The sequence below is a fragment of the Caballeronia sp. ATUFL_F1_KS39 genome, from assembly GCF_023630985.1.
Taxonomy (GTDB): Bacteria; Pseudomonadota; Gammaproteobacteria; order Burkholderiales; family Burkholderiaceae; genus Caballeronia; species Caballeronia zhejiangensis.
On record NZ_JALQDZ010000041.1, the window covers coordinates 42,832 to 57,876 of the forward strand.

Annotated in this window: 12 protein-coding genes; 9 read left to right on the forward strand and 3 right to left on the reverse strand. The window is 64.0% G+C overall.

Annotation, left to right across the window (positions count from 1 at the left end):
- Position 1: 1 nt before the first annotated feature.
- Both NCR93_RS21360 and NCR93_RS21365 read right to left on the reverse strand, forming a co-directional pair.
- Positions 2–616 carry a UbiX family flavin prenyltransferase gene (locus tag NCR93_RS21360; RefSeq protein ID WP_175980894.1) on the reverse strand — a complete coding sequence of 205 codons (615 nt, stop codon included), beginning with the start codon at positions 614–616 and terminating at the stop codon, positions 2–4.
- Complete coding sequence (locus NCR93_RS21365) at positions 609–2,102, reverse strand: UbiD family decarboxylase (RefSeq protein WP_034471030.1); 1,494 nt, start codon at positions 2,100–2,102, stop codon at positions 609–611. Before NCR93_RS21365 ends, NCR93_RS21360 begins: the two co-directional genes overlap by 8 nt.
- Before the next feature lie 276 nt (positions 2,103–2,378).
- On the opposite strand from NCR93_RS21365, the gene NCR93_RS21370 reads away from it, so the two are divergent.
- The 3 genes from NCR93_RS21370 (at position 2,379) to NCR93_RS21380 (ending at position 7,036) form a co-directional block, all read left to right on the forward strand.
- Entirely contained in the window at positions 2,379–3,320 is a 942-nt protein-coding gene (locus NCR93_RS21370) for a LysR family transcriptional regulator (RefSeq protein WP_008348104.1), read from the forward strand.
- On the forward strand, positions 3,317–4,756 hold the full coding sequence (locus NCR93_RS21375; protein WP_175980896.1) for an aldehyde dehydrogenase family protein: 1,440 nt from the start codon (positions 3,317–3,319) through the stop codon (positions 4,754–4,756). Before NCR93_RS21370 ends, NCR93_RS21375 begins: the two co-directional genes overlap by 4 nt.
- Before the next feature lie 375 nt (positions 4,757–5,131).
- Entirely contained in the window at positions 5,132–7,036 is a 1,905-nt protein-coding gene (locus NCR93_RS21380; RefSeq protein WP_250497380.1) for a hybrid sensor histidine kinase/response regulator, read from the forward strand.
- Between the two features lie 119 nt (positions 7,037–7,155).
- On the opposite strand, the gene NCR93_RS21385 is transcribed toward NCR93_RS21380, so the two are convergent.
- Positions 7,156–8,325, reverse strand: coding sequence for a zinc-dependent alcohol dehydrogenase (locus NCR93_RS21385; RefSeq protein ID WP_175980901.1), 1,170 nt, complete (start codon positions 8,323–8,325; stop codon positions 7,156–7,158).
- 734 nt (positions 8,326–9,059) lie between these two features.
- Between NCR93_RS21385 and NCR93_RS21390 the strand changes: the two genes are divergently transcribed.
- The 6 genes from NCR93_RS21390 to NCR93_RS21415 all read left to right on the forward strand — a co-directional run bounded on the left by NCR93_RS21390 (position 9,060) and on the right by NCR93_RS21415 (position 14,942).
- Positions 9,060–10,208, forward strand: a complete 1,149-nt coding sequence (locus tag NCR93_RS21390; RefSeq protein WP_175980903.1) for a glutathione-independent formaldehyde dehydrogenase — start codon at positions 9,060–9,062, stop codon at positions 10,206–10,208.
- Positions 10,209–10,375: 167 nt separating this feature from the next.
- On the forward strand, positions 10,376–11,137 hold the full coding sequence (locus NCR93_RS21395; RefSeq protein ID WP_208456991.1) for an SRPBCC family protein: 762 nt from the start codon (positions 10,376–10,378) through the stop codon (positions 11,135–11,137).
- Positions 11,138–11,148: 11 nt separating this feature from the next.
- Complete coding sequence (locus NCR93_RS21400; protein ID WP_250532280.1) at positions 11,149–12,321, forward strand: zinc-dependent alcohol dehydrogenase; 1,173 nt, start codon at positions 11,149–11,151, stop codon at positions 12,319–12,321.
- A gap of 79 nt (positions 12,322–12,400) precedes the next feature.
- On the forward strand, positions 12,401–13,495 hold the full coding sequence (locus NCR93_RS21405; RefSeq protein ID WP_241484849.1) for an SMP-30/gluconolactonase/LRE family protein: 1,095 nt from the start codon (positions 12,401–12,403) through the stop codon (positions 13,493–13,495).
- Positions 13,496–13,600: 105 nt separating this feature from the next.
- A complete protein-coding gene (locus tag NCR93_RS21410; protein ID WP_175980905.1) occupies positions 13,601–14,056 on the forward strand; it encodes a RidA family protein in 456 nt (151 codons plus the stop codon).
- A gap of 127 nt (positions 14,057–14,183) precedes the next feature.
- The gene (locus NCR93_RS21415; RefSeq protein WP_175980907.1) at positions 14,184–14,942 is read left to right on the forward strand and encodes a GntR family transcriptional regulator; all 759 of its coding nucleotides are present in this window, start codon (positions 14,184–14,186) and stop codon (positions 14,940–14,942) included.
- The last annotated feature ends 103 nt before the right edge of the window (positions 14,943–15,045 follow it).

Sequence of the window (15,045 nt, forward strand, 5' to 3'; positions counted from 1 at the left end):
ATCATTCCTCATCTTGCGCGCGGCGGCCGAATGCATCGGCGAGGCCGCTCCAGCGTCGCGCGATCTCCTGATGCTCGATGCCGAAGAGATCGAGAATGCGCCCGACCGTGTGATCGACCACATCGTCGATGCTCTTCGGATGCGCGTAGAACGCGGGCACCGGCGGCATCACGATCGCGCCCATTTCGGTGGCGAGCGTCATGTTGCGCAGATGCGCGAGATTGAGCGGCGTTTCGCGCGCGACGAGCACGAGGCGGCGGCGTTCCTTGAGCATCACGTCGGCGGCGCGCGTGAGCAGGTTGTCGGCGAAGCCGTTGGCGACGGCCGCGAGCGTCTTCATCGAACACGGTGCAATCACCATGCCGTCGCTGACATACGATCCGCTCGCGACCGACGCGCCGATATCGCGCACGTTGTGGACGACGTCGGCGAGCTGGTCGATGTCGCCGCGTGTCAGCCCGAGTTCCTGCGCCGCCGTCACCGCGCCCGATGCCGACACGATCAGATGCGTCTCGTGCGTGCCGAGCCGCCGCAACGCAGCGAGCAGGCGCACGCCGATCACCGCGCCGCTCGCGCCGGAAATGCCGACGACGATGCGCTTCTTCTGCTCAGCCATGATTGCGCGCCAGGTAGGCGTCCAGTGCGCTGTTGTCGGCGGCGACGAGCGCGTCCAGATCGACTGCGTCCTGTCCGGGAATGCGCACGCGCGTAAAGACGTGCTCGGCATAGACGACGGGGCGCGTCGCATCGAGGCCCATCTTCGTGCTCATGCCTTGCAGATGCGCGGGCGCATCGGCGGGCTGGCCGACAGTCGTCGACGGATCGAGCGGCGAACCCTGCGCGCCCGCGATCACGACGAGATCGCGGTCCGCCTGAAAACGCGTCGCGATGGCCCATTCGATTTCGGCGGGATCGTGCACGTTCACATCGGGATCGACTACGACCACTTGCTTGATGTCGTAATGCGCGCCGAACGCGCAGAGGATCACGTTCTTCGCTTCGCCCTCGCGCTTCTTGTCGAACTGCACCCACAGGTGATAACGGCACACGCCGCCCACCGAAAGATGCACGTCCTTCACGTTGGGATGGCTGCGTTGAAGGTGCGCGAGCAGCGTCGCTTCGCGCGGAATCGCACCGAGCAGCAGATGCTCCATCTCGGCGGGCACGATCGTATGAAAGACCGGATCGAGCCGATGCGTCACCGCCGTCACTTCGATGACTTCGCGCGCTTCCTTTGCACTGTAGTACTTCGGGAATTCGCCGAACGGGCCTTCCGGCTCGCGCACGTCCGGCAGAATGCGCCCTTCGATCACGATCTCCGCGAACGCCGGCACATGCACGCCGTTCGTCACGCACGCGACGACGGGCAGCGGCGCGCCATGCAGCGCACCCGCGATCTCCAGCTCGTCGTGATCGATCGGCGTGATCGCTTGCGAAGCGAGCATCGTGAGCGGATCGACGCCGATGGCTACGGCGACATCCAGCGCATCGCCGGCTTCTTCCGCCGCGCGCTGAAAGGCATAGAGGTGGCGCGGCAGCAGCAGGATCGCCATGCGGTCGCGGCCATGCACCTGAATGCGGTTGATCGAAACGTTCTGCACGCCGGTCCGCGGATTGCGTGCAATCACGAGACCCGCGGTGATGTACGGGCCGTTGTCGTGTTCGCTATGCGTCGGAATCGGCAACAGCGCGTGCAGGTCGATGCCGTTCGTATGCACGACTTGCTGGCACGGCGCGTTTTCACGTTCGACGCGTTTCGATGGAAGCGGCGCAGCAGCAGCAGCCGAGAAGCGGGCGAGCAGTTCGGTTTCGTCGACGCCCATCGCTTCCGCGATCCATGCACGCTTCGCCATGAAGCCGCTGACGACAGGCACCGCGTGACCGCCCGGCTGCGTGAAGAACGCCGCCTGCGTGCCGTCGAGGCGCTTGGCGATGGCAGCGAGTTCATGTTCGAGCGCAACGGGCTTGTCGATCGTCGCGACGCGGCCGGTCCGCGCAAGATGCGCGAGCCAGTCGCGCAGCGAAAGGGAGCCGGTATCGGTGCGATCCGGGGCCCACGAGAATGCGGGATTGCCGTTCGTTGCGGCATCGCGTGTGTTCATCAGCGTCTCCATCTGGGCGCGCCTGCCAAAGCCAGCGCATTGGATGAAGCGTAGCGAGATCGCCCCATAACGGCTAATACTGTTTATTGATGCGCCGAATCATTCGTGCTTATATCGGTGCTAGCCCGGATGACACGGTTGTTGCGCTCACGTATCAATGGAGCACGCGCGAATGGGCGCTTGAGCAGCAAGCCTGAACAAACGCCCGGCGCGGTCCATCGAAGCAGTCTGATAACGGTGCGGTCGCCTATTAGCATCGCTGATACCCCACGGAACATGGACCTCAAGCAAATCCAGTACTTCATCGCGCTGTTCGAGGACGGCTCGGTCACGCGCGCGGCCAAGCGTCTCAACATCGTGCAGCCCGCGCTCAGCATGCAGATCGCGAAGCTCGAGGACGAATTGCATCAGCAGCTTTTCGAGCGCGGCGCGCACGGCATGGCGCCGACCGCCGCGGGACGGCTGATGTACCGCCTGTTCTTGCCGATCATGCGGGACCTGGCCCACGCGCGGCAGCAACTCGTGCAGCGCGACGAAGTGGTCACGGGACATGTCGGCATAGGGTTGATCGCATCGGTGACGGAGAGCGTGCTCGCGGATTCGCTGTCGCGCTTTCACGCGCGTTACCCGGATGTCGAAGTCACCGTCGCCGATGGCTACAGCGCCACCTTCATCGACTGGGTCGCGGGCGGCCAGCTCGATGCCGCCATCATCAACAAGCCGCGCGCGCGTCTTTCGCTCGACTCGCGCCCGCTGCTCGACGAAGAGATGGTGCTCGCCACCAGTGCGACGCATGGACCGGATCTGCCGCACGCGATCGAACTCGCGCAACTGCCGGAACTGGAACTCGTGCTGCCGACCAAGCGCCACGGTCTGCGCGGCGTGCTCGACAGCGCCGCGCAGCACGAAGACATCCTGCTTGCGCCGCGCTTCGAGATCGACGTGCTGTCGACCATTCTCAAGCTCGTCGAAAATACGCGCTTCGCGACGATCCTGCCGCGCATCGTCGTCGAGCGGGCCGCGCGGCACGGCACGTTGCGCGCATGTCCGATTCTTGCGCCGCGCATCGTGCGACACATTCTCTGCGTGAGCCATCCGCGCCGCCCGTTGAGCGCGGCGGCCGAAGCGCTCATCGCGATCATCGGCGACGAGTTGCATCGGGCGTCGAACTTTTCGGGTGACGAACCCTCCCCCTTAATCAAGGAAAGCTCCGCATGAACGCACGACACTGGATCGCCGGCGAATGGACCGGCACGCCGACGCTCGACAGCATCGACCCCGCGACGGGGGAAGCCATCGGCCAATATGCCGACGGCGGCGCGCACGAAGCCGACGCAGCCATCGCCGCCGCGCGACATGTGTTCGATCGCACGACGTGGGCGCAGGACGCGCGTTTGCGTCAGGACGTGCTGCTGGCGTGGGCCGCGGCGCTGGACCACGAGCGCGAGTCGCTCGCGACGCTGCTCACGCGCGAGAACGGCAAGACGATCGCGCAGTCGCGTGGCGAGATCGCGGGCGCCATCTCGGAGGTGCGCTATTACGCGGGTCTTGCGCGCCATATCGCCGGGCATGTGCTGGAGCCTGAACCCGGCACGATATCGACGATGCTGCGCGAAGCGGCCGGCGTCGTCGCGATCATCGTGCCGTGGAACGCGCCCGCCGTGTTGCTCGTGCGCTCGCTCGCGCCCGCGCTGGCGGCCGGTTGCACGGCGATCGTCAAGCCCGCCGCCCAGACTTCGCTCGTGACGGCCGCGATGATGCGCTGCTTCGAGCTCACCGCGTTGCCCAAGGGCGCCGTGAATCTCGTCAACGAGCGCGGATATGCGGCGAGCGAGCGGCTCGCGGATTCACACGGCGTCGATGTCCTCAGCTTTACGGGATCGACCGCGACGGGCAAGAAGATCATGGTCGCGGCGGCGGACAGCATCAAGAAGCTGTCGCTCGAACTCGGCGGCAAGTCGTGCTGCGTCGTGTTCGGCGATGCGGATATCGACGCCATCGCGCCGCGTCTCGCGCGGGCCGCGACGATCATCTCGGGTCAGCAATGCACCGCGGCGCGCCGCGTGCTGGTTCATGCGTCGCGGGCGGCGGACATGCGCGAGAAGCTCGCGTCGGCGCTCGCGTCGCTGAAGGTGGGGCCGGGCATCGATCCGGCGACGGATATCGGCGCGCTCATCGACGCCGCCACGCGCGATTCCGTCGAGCACACGATCGAACGTGCGTGCGCGACTGCCGATCGCGTGCTGCTGCGCGGTGCTCCATCGGGACATGCGTTTCTGTCGCCGACGCTCGTCGAGCATGCCGACCCCAAGGCGTTCTTCTGTCAGGACGAGATATTCGGTCCGTTCGTCACGCTGGAGGTGTTCGAGAACGAGCAGGAAGCGATTCTGAAAGCCAACGATACGGTTTTCGGCCTCTCCGCGAGCGTGTGGACGAACGATGGTCCGCGCGCGTTTCGCATGGCGCGGGCGCTGCGCAACGGGACGGTGTGGATCAACGATCACAACAAGCTATTCGCCGAGGCGGAAACCGGCGGCTATCGTCAAAGCGGGCTGGGACGGCTTCATGGCTATGATGCCCTTGCGGATTTCACCGAGCTCAAGCATATCTGCATGCCAGCCGGCGTCGCGGACGGGATCGCGCCGCTGCGGTGATGGCGGGTGGCGGGCCGGCTTCGTCGTGCCGAGCCAAGGCACCAAAAAGAAAGGCAAGAGTCATCCTGTGTAATCCCGATATAAGAAAGTTTTATCCGAGCCATCACGCGATGCTATTAGAACCGGTGGACCTTTCTGCCTAGAATTCAGGTCTCTCAGGTTCGTCGGAATCTCGCTTCTTTGACGGACTTTCAAGCGCCGCCCCCGTAATGGAGTCGGCGCTTTTTTGTTGGCGACTCGGACCCGACTCGCTGACCGAGCGAGGGGCACCGAGTTCCGCCGGCAGCGGATTCCAACGCTCTGCAAGTCGCGAGAAGATAGGAACAAAGACTGCACAGTGGACAGGATAACAACCAGCCCAATCGAGTCACGACCATGATCGTACGCATCGCCCAATATCCACCGAAACAGCGCCTGGTCTTCGGTATTGCAGCTACCGCCGTTATCGTGACAGCTCAACAGGCGCTGACGATGGTTGCCCACGGACGGCTGACATTCCTCTTCTTCAGCGCGACGCTTCCGTTGATCACGGTGCTGTTCGGCGCGTGGTCGGGATCGCTGCTTCTCGTGAGCGGCATGGCCTTCGGCGCGCTCTGGATGCCGCCCGTCGGCAGTCTGGCCGTTCTGCAACACGACGACCGCATCGTGCTGGTGGCATACGCGTTGGTCGGGGCATTTCTGGTGGCGGCCGGGCAGCAACTCGCCAAGGTGGCGCGGCGTGCAGGAAGCGCCGAAGCCGCTACGCAGGAGGCCACGGATCGCCTTCTGCAGGTCGAGCGCCAGGCGCGACACCGGTTCGACGTGGCCCTGGACAGCGCAGGCGTGCCGTTCGTCATCCTGACCCCGGTCGTTCGCGAGGGCCGCATCGCCGAGTTTCGATGGGACTATCTGAACAAGGCGGCCGCCCAGCTTTTCAATCAGAACGCCGCAGTCGTGATCGGCAGTTCCACGGCATATGTGCGTCCGACCGGGTGGGAGGCGAACATGCTGCTCGAGCGGCTCACACCGCTCGCCCAGCGCCCGGGAAGAGAGGCCTTCGACATACGCGTATCGGGTGAAAACGGCGAGCAGTGGTTTCACGTCGTCGCGGCGTCTCTGGACGGTTCGGTCGTGGCGTGGTTCGGAGACGTGACGCCACGCGTGCGGGCCGAACAGGCCCTTTCGGAGGCTGACCGCCGCAAGGACGAGTTTCTCGCGACGCTCGCACATGAATTGCGTAATCCGTTGGCGCCGATCCGACACGTCGCGGAGATACTCGAACAGCCGAACTTGACGGAAGAGCGCAGGATCTGGTGCATCAGCGTGCTGCGCCGGCAGTCGGCCGCGATGGCGCTTCTGCTCGACGACTTGCTGGACGTGTCGCGCATCACGCGCGGCGCGCTCAAGCTGCGCAAAGAGGCCGTGGCGATGCGCGAAGTCGTCGACGAAGCGGTCGAAATCGCGAGACCGATCCTCGCAGGCAAGGGGCACGAGCTCGTCATCAAGCCGCCCGTCAGACCATTGCATATCGAGGCGGACCGGCTCCGGCTCGCGCAAGTGCTGGCCAACCTGCTGATGAACGCGGCGAAGTACACGCCACCGGGCGGGCGCATCGAACTCGCGGCGACGGCTGACGACGCCGAGATCGTCCTGTCGGTCACGGACAACGGTATCGGCATCGAGCCGGACAAACTGTCGGCGATCTTCGCGATGTTTTCCCAGGTCAATCGCGATCAGCATCGGCAGGGCGGTCTTGGCATCGGACTCGCGCTGTCCAAATCGCTCATCGAGCTGCATGGAGGCCGACTCACCGCGTCGAGTGGCGGAAAGGATCGGGGGAGCTGCTTTGCCATTCATCTGCCCGCGACGTCGCGCGTGTTGCCCATGCCGGCGCCAACACGCGCTGCGCTTGCCGTTCACGCGTCGGCCCCGAAGCGCCGAATCCTGGTCGTCGACGACAACGTCGATGCAGCGGACGCAATGACGGCGTTTCTGGAGATGCAGGGACACGATGTACGAACAGTCTATTCCGGCGAAGAGGCGATCGAACTCCTCGGCGAATACAACCCGAACGTGATCTTGCTCGACCTCGGCTTGCCGGGCATGAGCGGGCTCGACGTCGCGCGCCGCATACGGGCAACGCCCTCGACGCACGACGTGACGCTCATTGCCGTCACCGGCTGGGGTCAGCAACAGGACCGGGCGCGCACAACAGACGCCGGATTCGATTTTCACTTCACGAAGCCGGTCGATATCGCGCAACTGACTCAAGCCGTCGACAGTGCGGTCGCCGCGCCATAGAAGAAGGCGGCTTGCGGCGGTGACATTCGCGGTGCTTCCGTCCATGATCGTGCGACCGTTTCAACGGTCACGGCGGAACCTCCGCACCAGCGGATTCAGGCAAGCCGCCGTCTTCCCGACTAAGGCTTCAGCACGACCTTGATGCAGCCATCTTCCTTGTCGCGGAATGTCTTGTACATCTCGGGTCCTTGATCGAGCGGCACCGTGTGCGTGATGACGAACGACGGATCAATCTGCCCTTCCTGAATGCGTCGCAACAGGTCGTCCGTCCAGCGGTTCACATGTGTTTGACCCATGCGCCATGTCAGCCCCTTGTTCATGGAAGCGCCGAACGGAATCTTGTCGATGAGACCGCCGTACACGCCTGGAACCGACAGCGTGCCCGCCGGACGGCAGACGTAGATCATCTCCCGCAATACGTGCGGCCGGTCCGTTTCCAACATCACGGCCTGCTTCGCCCGGTCGTACAGGGAATCGAATGAGCGCGTCGCATGCGACTCCATGCCGACCGCGTCGATGCACTTCTCGGGGCCCTTGCCTTGTGTGAGATCGGCCAAGCGCTCGAGGACGCTCTCTTCTTCGAAGTTGATGACCGTGGCCCCGCCCGCACGCGCCATGGCGAGACGCTCGGGCACCCGGTCGATTGCAATCACCTGCTTCGCGCCGAGCAGAACGGCGCTGCGAATCGTCATCTGGCCGACGGGCCCTGCCCCCCAGATCGCAACGGTGTCTGTCGGCTCGATGTCGCACTGAGCCGCCGCCTGCCAGCCGGTCGGAAAGATGTCGCCGAGGAAGAGCACCTGCTCGTCGGTGAGGCCGTCGGGAATCTTCACGTGCGTTCTGTCCGCATACGGTACGCGCACGTATTCGGCCTGACCGCCCGGATAGCCGCCTGTGAGATGCGTATAGCCGAACAAGCCCGCAGTCGTGTGGCCGAACACCTTGTTCGCGACGTCCTGGTTCCGATTGCTCCGCTCACAGACGGAAAAGTTGCCGCGCTTGCATTGTTCGCATTCGCCGCAGATGATCGTGAAGGGAACGACGACCCGATCGCCGATCTTCAGCGTGCTATTCGCGTTGCCGACTTCCACCACCTCGCCCATGAATTCGTGGCCCATGATGTCGCCGGATTCCATGCCGGGCATGAACCCATCGAACAGATGCAAGTCCGAGCCGCAGATGGCACATGTCGTTACCTTAATGATCGCATCGCGGGGATGTTCTATGACCGGGTCCGGAACCGACTCGCACCGGATGTCCTTCTTGCCTTCCCAGATGAGCGCTCTCATCGCTAGCCTCCACTGTGAGTGAGCGGTTGTATCGCGCGGCATCCTCTTCGCTTCACAGCAACGCGGCAACCGCCACGCAAACAGCATTCGACGTTCCGTTCAACGCATGCTGTCTTGCCCGCATCGTTGGTTGTCCATCGGGCCATCGACGCCGGCCGGGAATCGGGAGTCGCTGGTCCTGCATCGGCGTCCATGTCAATGAATGTCCTTATGCGCTGCCGTGTCCGATCTGCGGGCGCGCCGAGCTTTTTTGTCATGGACAAGCGCTTCGACAAACGACCGGCGATGCAGGTTAAGCCCGCGAGTCAACTGACCGAATAGCGACCCTTCCGGTTCTCGAACCAGGCCGCTCTTGCAAGATCTGCAGCCCGGTGCAAGTTCTCCGCGACTACGCGATTACACGTCACCCCCACGCATCGATTAGATAGCCGTATCAATCGCACTGAATCTCGATGCTCATCCGCGAGTCGCCTCTGTCGACCCGAATCGGGCACGCGGATAGCTGCCCTTACATCGCGCACCGTCACCAAAAATCCGGAAGCGCATGGCACTCACTATTTAGGATGGCGATAGATTGTCCGGCTTCAACCAGCAATAGCAGACGCTGTCTGCAAAGTGCCGGTCTGCATGAGAGAGGGACGTACCGCAGGTGGGTCTGCGGGTTTGTCGACGCCGACAGCCGCCGAAGGTTTCGCGGCTCAGGCTCTTCGCAGTTGAACTCTCGGGAGAAACATATGAAAGCCGTTGTGTATCGCGGTCCTCGTGAAGTTACGGTCGAGAATGTTCCGGATCCCAAGATCGAGCGTCCGACCGACGCCATCGTCAGAATCACCAGTACCAACATCTGCGGTTCCGATCTGCATATGTACGAGGGCCGAACCGACTTCGAGCAAGGCCGCATCTTCGGTCATGAAAATCTGGGCGTCGTTCAGGAGGTCGGGCCTGCCGTGGAGCGGATCAAGCCCGGCGACTGGGTGTGCCTGCCATTCAATGTAAGTTGTGGCCACTGCATGAACTGCGAGCGCGGCCTCACGGCGTTTTGCCTGAGCGCGAACCAGCCGGGAATCGCCGGCGGCGCATTCGGCTTTGCGGACATGGGTCCGTGGCCGGGCGGACAGGCCGAATATCTCCGGGTGCCTTGGGCCGACTTCATGTCCTTGAAGCTGCCGCCTGACGCCCAGCAGAAGCAGACCGACTACGTGATGTGCGCCGACATCTTCCCGACCGGCTGGCACGCGACCGAACTCGCCCGCATGAGGCCCGGCGACGCCGTGGTGATCTACGGCTCCGGCCCCGTCGGTCTGATGGCCGCGCACTCGGCGATGATCAAGGGCGCCCGCAGCGTCATGGTGGTCGATTGCCATCCCGACCGGCTCAAGCTCGCGGAGTCCATCGGCGCGATCGCGATCGATTATTCGAAGGAAGATCCGGTGCAGCGGGTCATGGATCTCACCCAAGGCATGGGCGCGGACGTGGGATGCGAATGCGTTGGCTACCAGTGCCACGATCCGGCTCCGCAACGCCACGAGAACCCCAATCTCACGATGAACAACCTCGTGTCGTCGGTCAAGTTCACCGGCGGGATCGGCGTGGTGGGCGTGTTCATTCCCGAGGATCCGGGCGCGCAGGACGAACTGGCGAAGAAAGGTCAGATCGCGTTCGACTGGGGCAAGTGCTGGTTCAAGGGGCAGCACATCGCCACGGGCCAGTGCAACGTCAAGGCATACAACCGGCAGTTGCGTGATCTGATACACGCGGGCCGCGCGAAGCCATCGTTCATCGTGTCGCATGAGTTGAAACTCGACCAGGCGCCTGACGCCTATCAGCACTTCGACGTGCGCGACCACGGCTGGACCAAGGTGGTCTTGCATCCGGGAGGCTAGCGAAGCGACGCAGCGATCGTGGTTGCATGAGCGCTCGGGCTCATCGCTCAATCATTGCCACGCGTGCAATGGGCTCGAGCGTCGCCAACATGTCTCGTCGATCCCGCTGCACGGTACGAACCGCGTAGCGGGCACCACGGCGATCAGTAACCTTTGGAGCATTTGTTATGGCAAGCAACATTCATGCTATCCGGCCGCGCGAATCACTGAGGCGCGGCGGCCATTCTTCGGGCGTGTCGGCCGGAGAAGCCATGCAAGGGATTGGCTGGATCCCCGTCGCGCTCAGCGCGGCCTTGATCGTGTCCGGACTCGCCGGACGAAAGAAAGGCGCCGTGGCTCTCGCGCTCACTGCCTGCGCGGGCATGGCAGCGGCGAGTGCCGGGTACGGTGTCCCGCTCCATCGCGGACGGGCAGACAACAAGGGGCGAAGTGGGACCGCCGGCGCGACGCCGGAGGTGGAGCGCGCAATCACCATCGGCAAGACTGCGGACGAGCTTCGTCGGCTCTGGCTTGCGCCCGGGACGCTCCCGCAACTCGTGGCAGGCTTCGCGACGTTGCACCCGGCGGGCGACGGCCGCATGCGCTGGGAAATAAGGACGCCGCTCGGTCGCGCCTACCAATGGGAATCGGAGATCGTCGACGGCCCCGGCGGAGGCGTCGGCTGGCGCTCGCTGCCTGGCGCCGCCATTCCGAACGAGGGATCCGTCCGCTTCGACGCCGCCCCGAACGACCGCGGCACCGTGGCGACGCTGCACGTCCGGTTCGACCCGCCCGGCGGCGCGCTCGGTGAAGGCCTGCTGCAACTTCTCGGGACCACGCCGCTGAATCTGGTCGCGGACAACGCGCTGCGGCGCTTCAAGAGCCTCGTCGAGACCGGCGAGATTCCCACCACTGAGCGGCAGCCCGCTGCTCGCGCAACCACGCGTTAAGGAGAGTGAGCATGCGAGCACTGTACTGGAACGGGGTAAACGACCTGCGCGTCGGGACTGTGAAAGACCCGGAGATCATCAATCCCCGCGACGCGATCCTGCGCGTCAGTCTGTCGACGACTTGCGGCTCGGATCTTCACTTCATCGACGGCTACATCCCGACGATGAAGTCGGGCGATGTCATCGGCCACGAGTTCATGGGCGTGATCGAGGAAATCGGCCCCGAGGTGAAGCGCCTCGCAAAGGGCGACCGCGTCGTGGTTCCTTCATTCATCGTTTGCGGGCAATGCTGGTATTGCCAGCACTCCCTCTACTCGTTGTGCGACAACACGCATCCCAAGCCCGAGCTACAGGCACCCCTTCTGGGCGGACATACGACCGCAGGCATCTACGGCTACACGCACGCGTTCGGCGGCTATGCGGGCGCGCACGCGCAATACGTGCGCGTACCGTTTGCCGACAACGACTGCTTCAAAGTCCCTGACGGCGTCGCGGACGATACGGCGCTGTTCCTCTTCGATGCGGCGCCGACCGGCTACATGGGCGCCGACTTCTGCAACATCCAGCCGGGCGACACGGTCGCGGTCTGGGGCTGCGGCGGCGTGGGGCTGATGGCGCAGCAAAGCGCGCGTCTGATGGGCGCGGAGCGCGTCATCGCGATCGACCGCTTTCCCGAGCGCTTGCAGATGGCGCGCGAGCACGCCGGCTCCGAGACGATCGACTATACGGCGGTCGACAGCGTCCTCGAAACGCTCATGGAGATGACCGGCGGGCGCGGCCCCGACGCGTGCATCGACGCGGTAGGAATGGAAGCGCACGGCACCGGGCCGCAATACGCGTATGACCGCGTCAAACAGGCGCTGCGTCTGGAGACGGACCGCGGCCAGGCGCTGCGCGAGGCCGTGACGGCCTGCCGCAAAGGCGGCACGCTGTCGGTGCTCGGCGTCTACGGGCTGATCGATAAGTTCCCGATGGGCGCCATCATGAACAAGGGCATGACGGTGCGCAGCGCGCAGCAGCACGGGCAAGCCTATATGGATCGGCTGCTCTCGCACGCGCAGAAAGGCGAGCTGAACCCTGCTTACCTCGCCACTCACCGCTTCTCGCTGGAGGACGGGCCACGCGGCTACGACATGTTCAAGCACAAGACCGACGGCTGCGTCCGCGCCGTGTTCGCGCCTTGAATTCGCCGCGCATCCCGAGTGCCGCCATGCAAAGGAAACGACCATGATCCGAATCGCAGCCGCGTCCGCCATCGTGGCGATGACGCTTCTCGCCAATGCATCCATCGCACAGCAGCACGCGGGGCCTACATCCGATACGCCACAACTGCAACAGGTCGCAAAATTCGAACACCAGGTTACGGGCGTGACCGTTTCGAAGGATGGGCGCATCTTCGTCAATTTTCCGCGCTGGACAGAAGATGCGCCGGTCTCGGTTGCAGAAGTGACGCGCGACGGCCAGATCAAACCCTACCCGGACGACGAGTGGAATGCATGGCGCAACGAGAAGAAGAACCAGATGTCCGCCGGAGATCATTTCGTGTGCGTCCAGAGCGTCGTGACCGATGCACACGGCAATCTTTGGGTCGTCGATCCGGCCGCGCCAGCCACGGCATCGCTCGTGCCGGGCGGACCCAAGCTCGTCAAGATCGACCTCAAGGCGAACCAGGTCGCGCAGGTGATCCGCTTCGACGAGAGCGTCGCGCCTCAGGGAAGCTATCTGAACGATGTGCGGTTTTCGCCGGATGGTCACTATGCCTATCTGACCGATGCCGGGGCCAAGGGAGCGCTCGTGGTCGTGGATCTGCAGACCGGCAAGGCCAGGCGCGTGCTCGGCGGCCATCCGAGCACGCAGCCGGAAAAGGACGTGGTCGTCAGGATCGACGGGCAGCCGCTACGCCGACCCGACGGACGCGGAGTCGAATTCGCCGCCGACAGCCTCGCGCTTTCGCGCGATGGGCGCACGCTCTACTGGAAAGCACTGACCGGTCGCACGCTCTATCGCATCGCGACAAACGCATTGCAGAACCCGCGTCTGTCGGAGAAGGACCTCGAAGCGCGCGTGGAGCGTGTCGCCGAGACCGAGCCGACCGACGGTCTTTGGATCGATGAGCGCGGGCGGCTTTATCTGAGCGCGATCGAGCAGGACGCAGTCAGAGTCCGTGACGGGGATCGCATCACGACCCTCGTGCAGGACAAGCGGCTGCGCTGGCCCGATACGTTCTCCGAGGGCCCCGACGGGACCCTCTACGTTACGAGTTCCCACATCCAGGACATGAGCTGGTTCAAGCCCGAGACAGGCCCCCGCCTCGAGACGCAGTTGTGGCGCATCGAGGGGATCGGAGCGAAACAGTGACGCGCAGGACGGGCCGCCCTTCTGGAAATACAAATCGCGATCGCGATAGCCGAGGATATTGACCGGGTTACGCTAGTGTTTTGATCACATCACGGTGAGCCGAACATGAACGTATCCGAACGCCTTGCACAAGCGGGGATCGAACTGCCGGCGCCCATCGCGCCGCTCGGCTCCTATCGAACGGTGTCGATTGCGGGCAGTCAGGTCTATGTTTCCGGTCTCGGGCCTTTCGAAAACGGCAAGCCAATCGTCGGAATGGTCGGCGGCGACATGTCTGTCGAAACGGCGCGCCACGCGGCGCATCTGACGATGCTGATGATCCTGGCTTGCGTCGATCAAGCCTGCGGTCTGGACAACATCGAGCGATGCAGCCGGCTGACGGTCTACGTGCGCGGCGAACAGTCGTTCACGCAACATCCGCAAGTGGCCAACGGCGCCAGCGACCTCTTGCTGACATTGTTCGGACAAGACAGGCTTCCCGCTCGAAGCGCGCTCGGCGTGCATACGTTGCCGATGGGCATCCCGGTCGAGATCGACAGCATCTTCGAATTGAAGCGTTAAATCGCGCGGCAGCTTCGCTGGCGAACGCGCCATTTATCCACAAAGCGATTTTTGCCGTCCGGCAATTCTGGCGACGCGCAGCCCTTTGATAAGCTTCCCGTCCATGCACGCTATCCCGCTCACCGTTATGGCCGACGCAAGCCTTGTCAACGCGCAAGACGCCGCGCTGTCGCGCGCGGATCACGTTTATTACACGCTGCGCGAGGAAATCTTCGACATGCGGATCCTGCCCGGCGACCGGCTGACGGAAGGCGCCATTGCGGAACGCTTCGGCGTATCGCGTACGCCTGCACGCGAAGCGCTGCAACGCCTGCAAAGCGATGGCCTGATGCAAGGCTATGTGCGCGGCGGCTGGGAAGTGGTGCCCATCGACAACAAGCGTTTCGACGACCTCTACGAGATGCGTCAGATGATCGAGGTCTTCGCCGTGCGCAAGCTCTGCAATGGCGAAACGCCGCAAGCCGATCTCCACTTGCTGCTCGATGCGCTCGATCGCATCTGGCGCGTTGGCCGTGCGCGCCGGGTCGTCGATGGACGAAAGCTCGTCGAACTGGACGAATCGCTGCATCATGCGCTGGTAGCGGCCGCGGGCAACGATGAACTCACCGCGACGATGCAGCGCGTCACCGACCGTATCCGCGTGGTGCGCCGGCTCGATCTCGTGAAGGGCGATGGCATCGCGGAGACGTATGAAGAGCATGCCGCCATTCTCGATGCCATTCGTCGCGGCGACAGCGCATCGAGCGTCGAACTGGTGTCGCGTCATATCAGCGGCAGCCAGGCAAGCGTGAGCGGCCTCACGATGCAGCGCCTGCTCGGCGCCCGCACCGAAGCGGGGCGTTCGAGCGTCGCGCACGCACCGGCGCGACCGCGGCGCACCATCTGACGGCATCGCCGCACTTCCTTCAAACATGCGGCAAACCACGCTGCAAGGCATAGCCAGCAAGGCTCCATAGGGTTTTCACGGACGCCTGGCACGGAACTCGCAT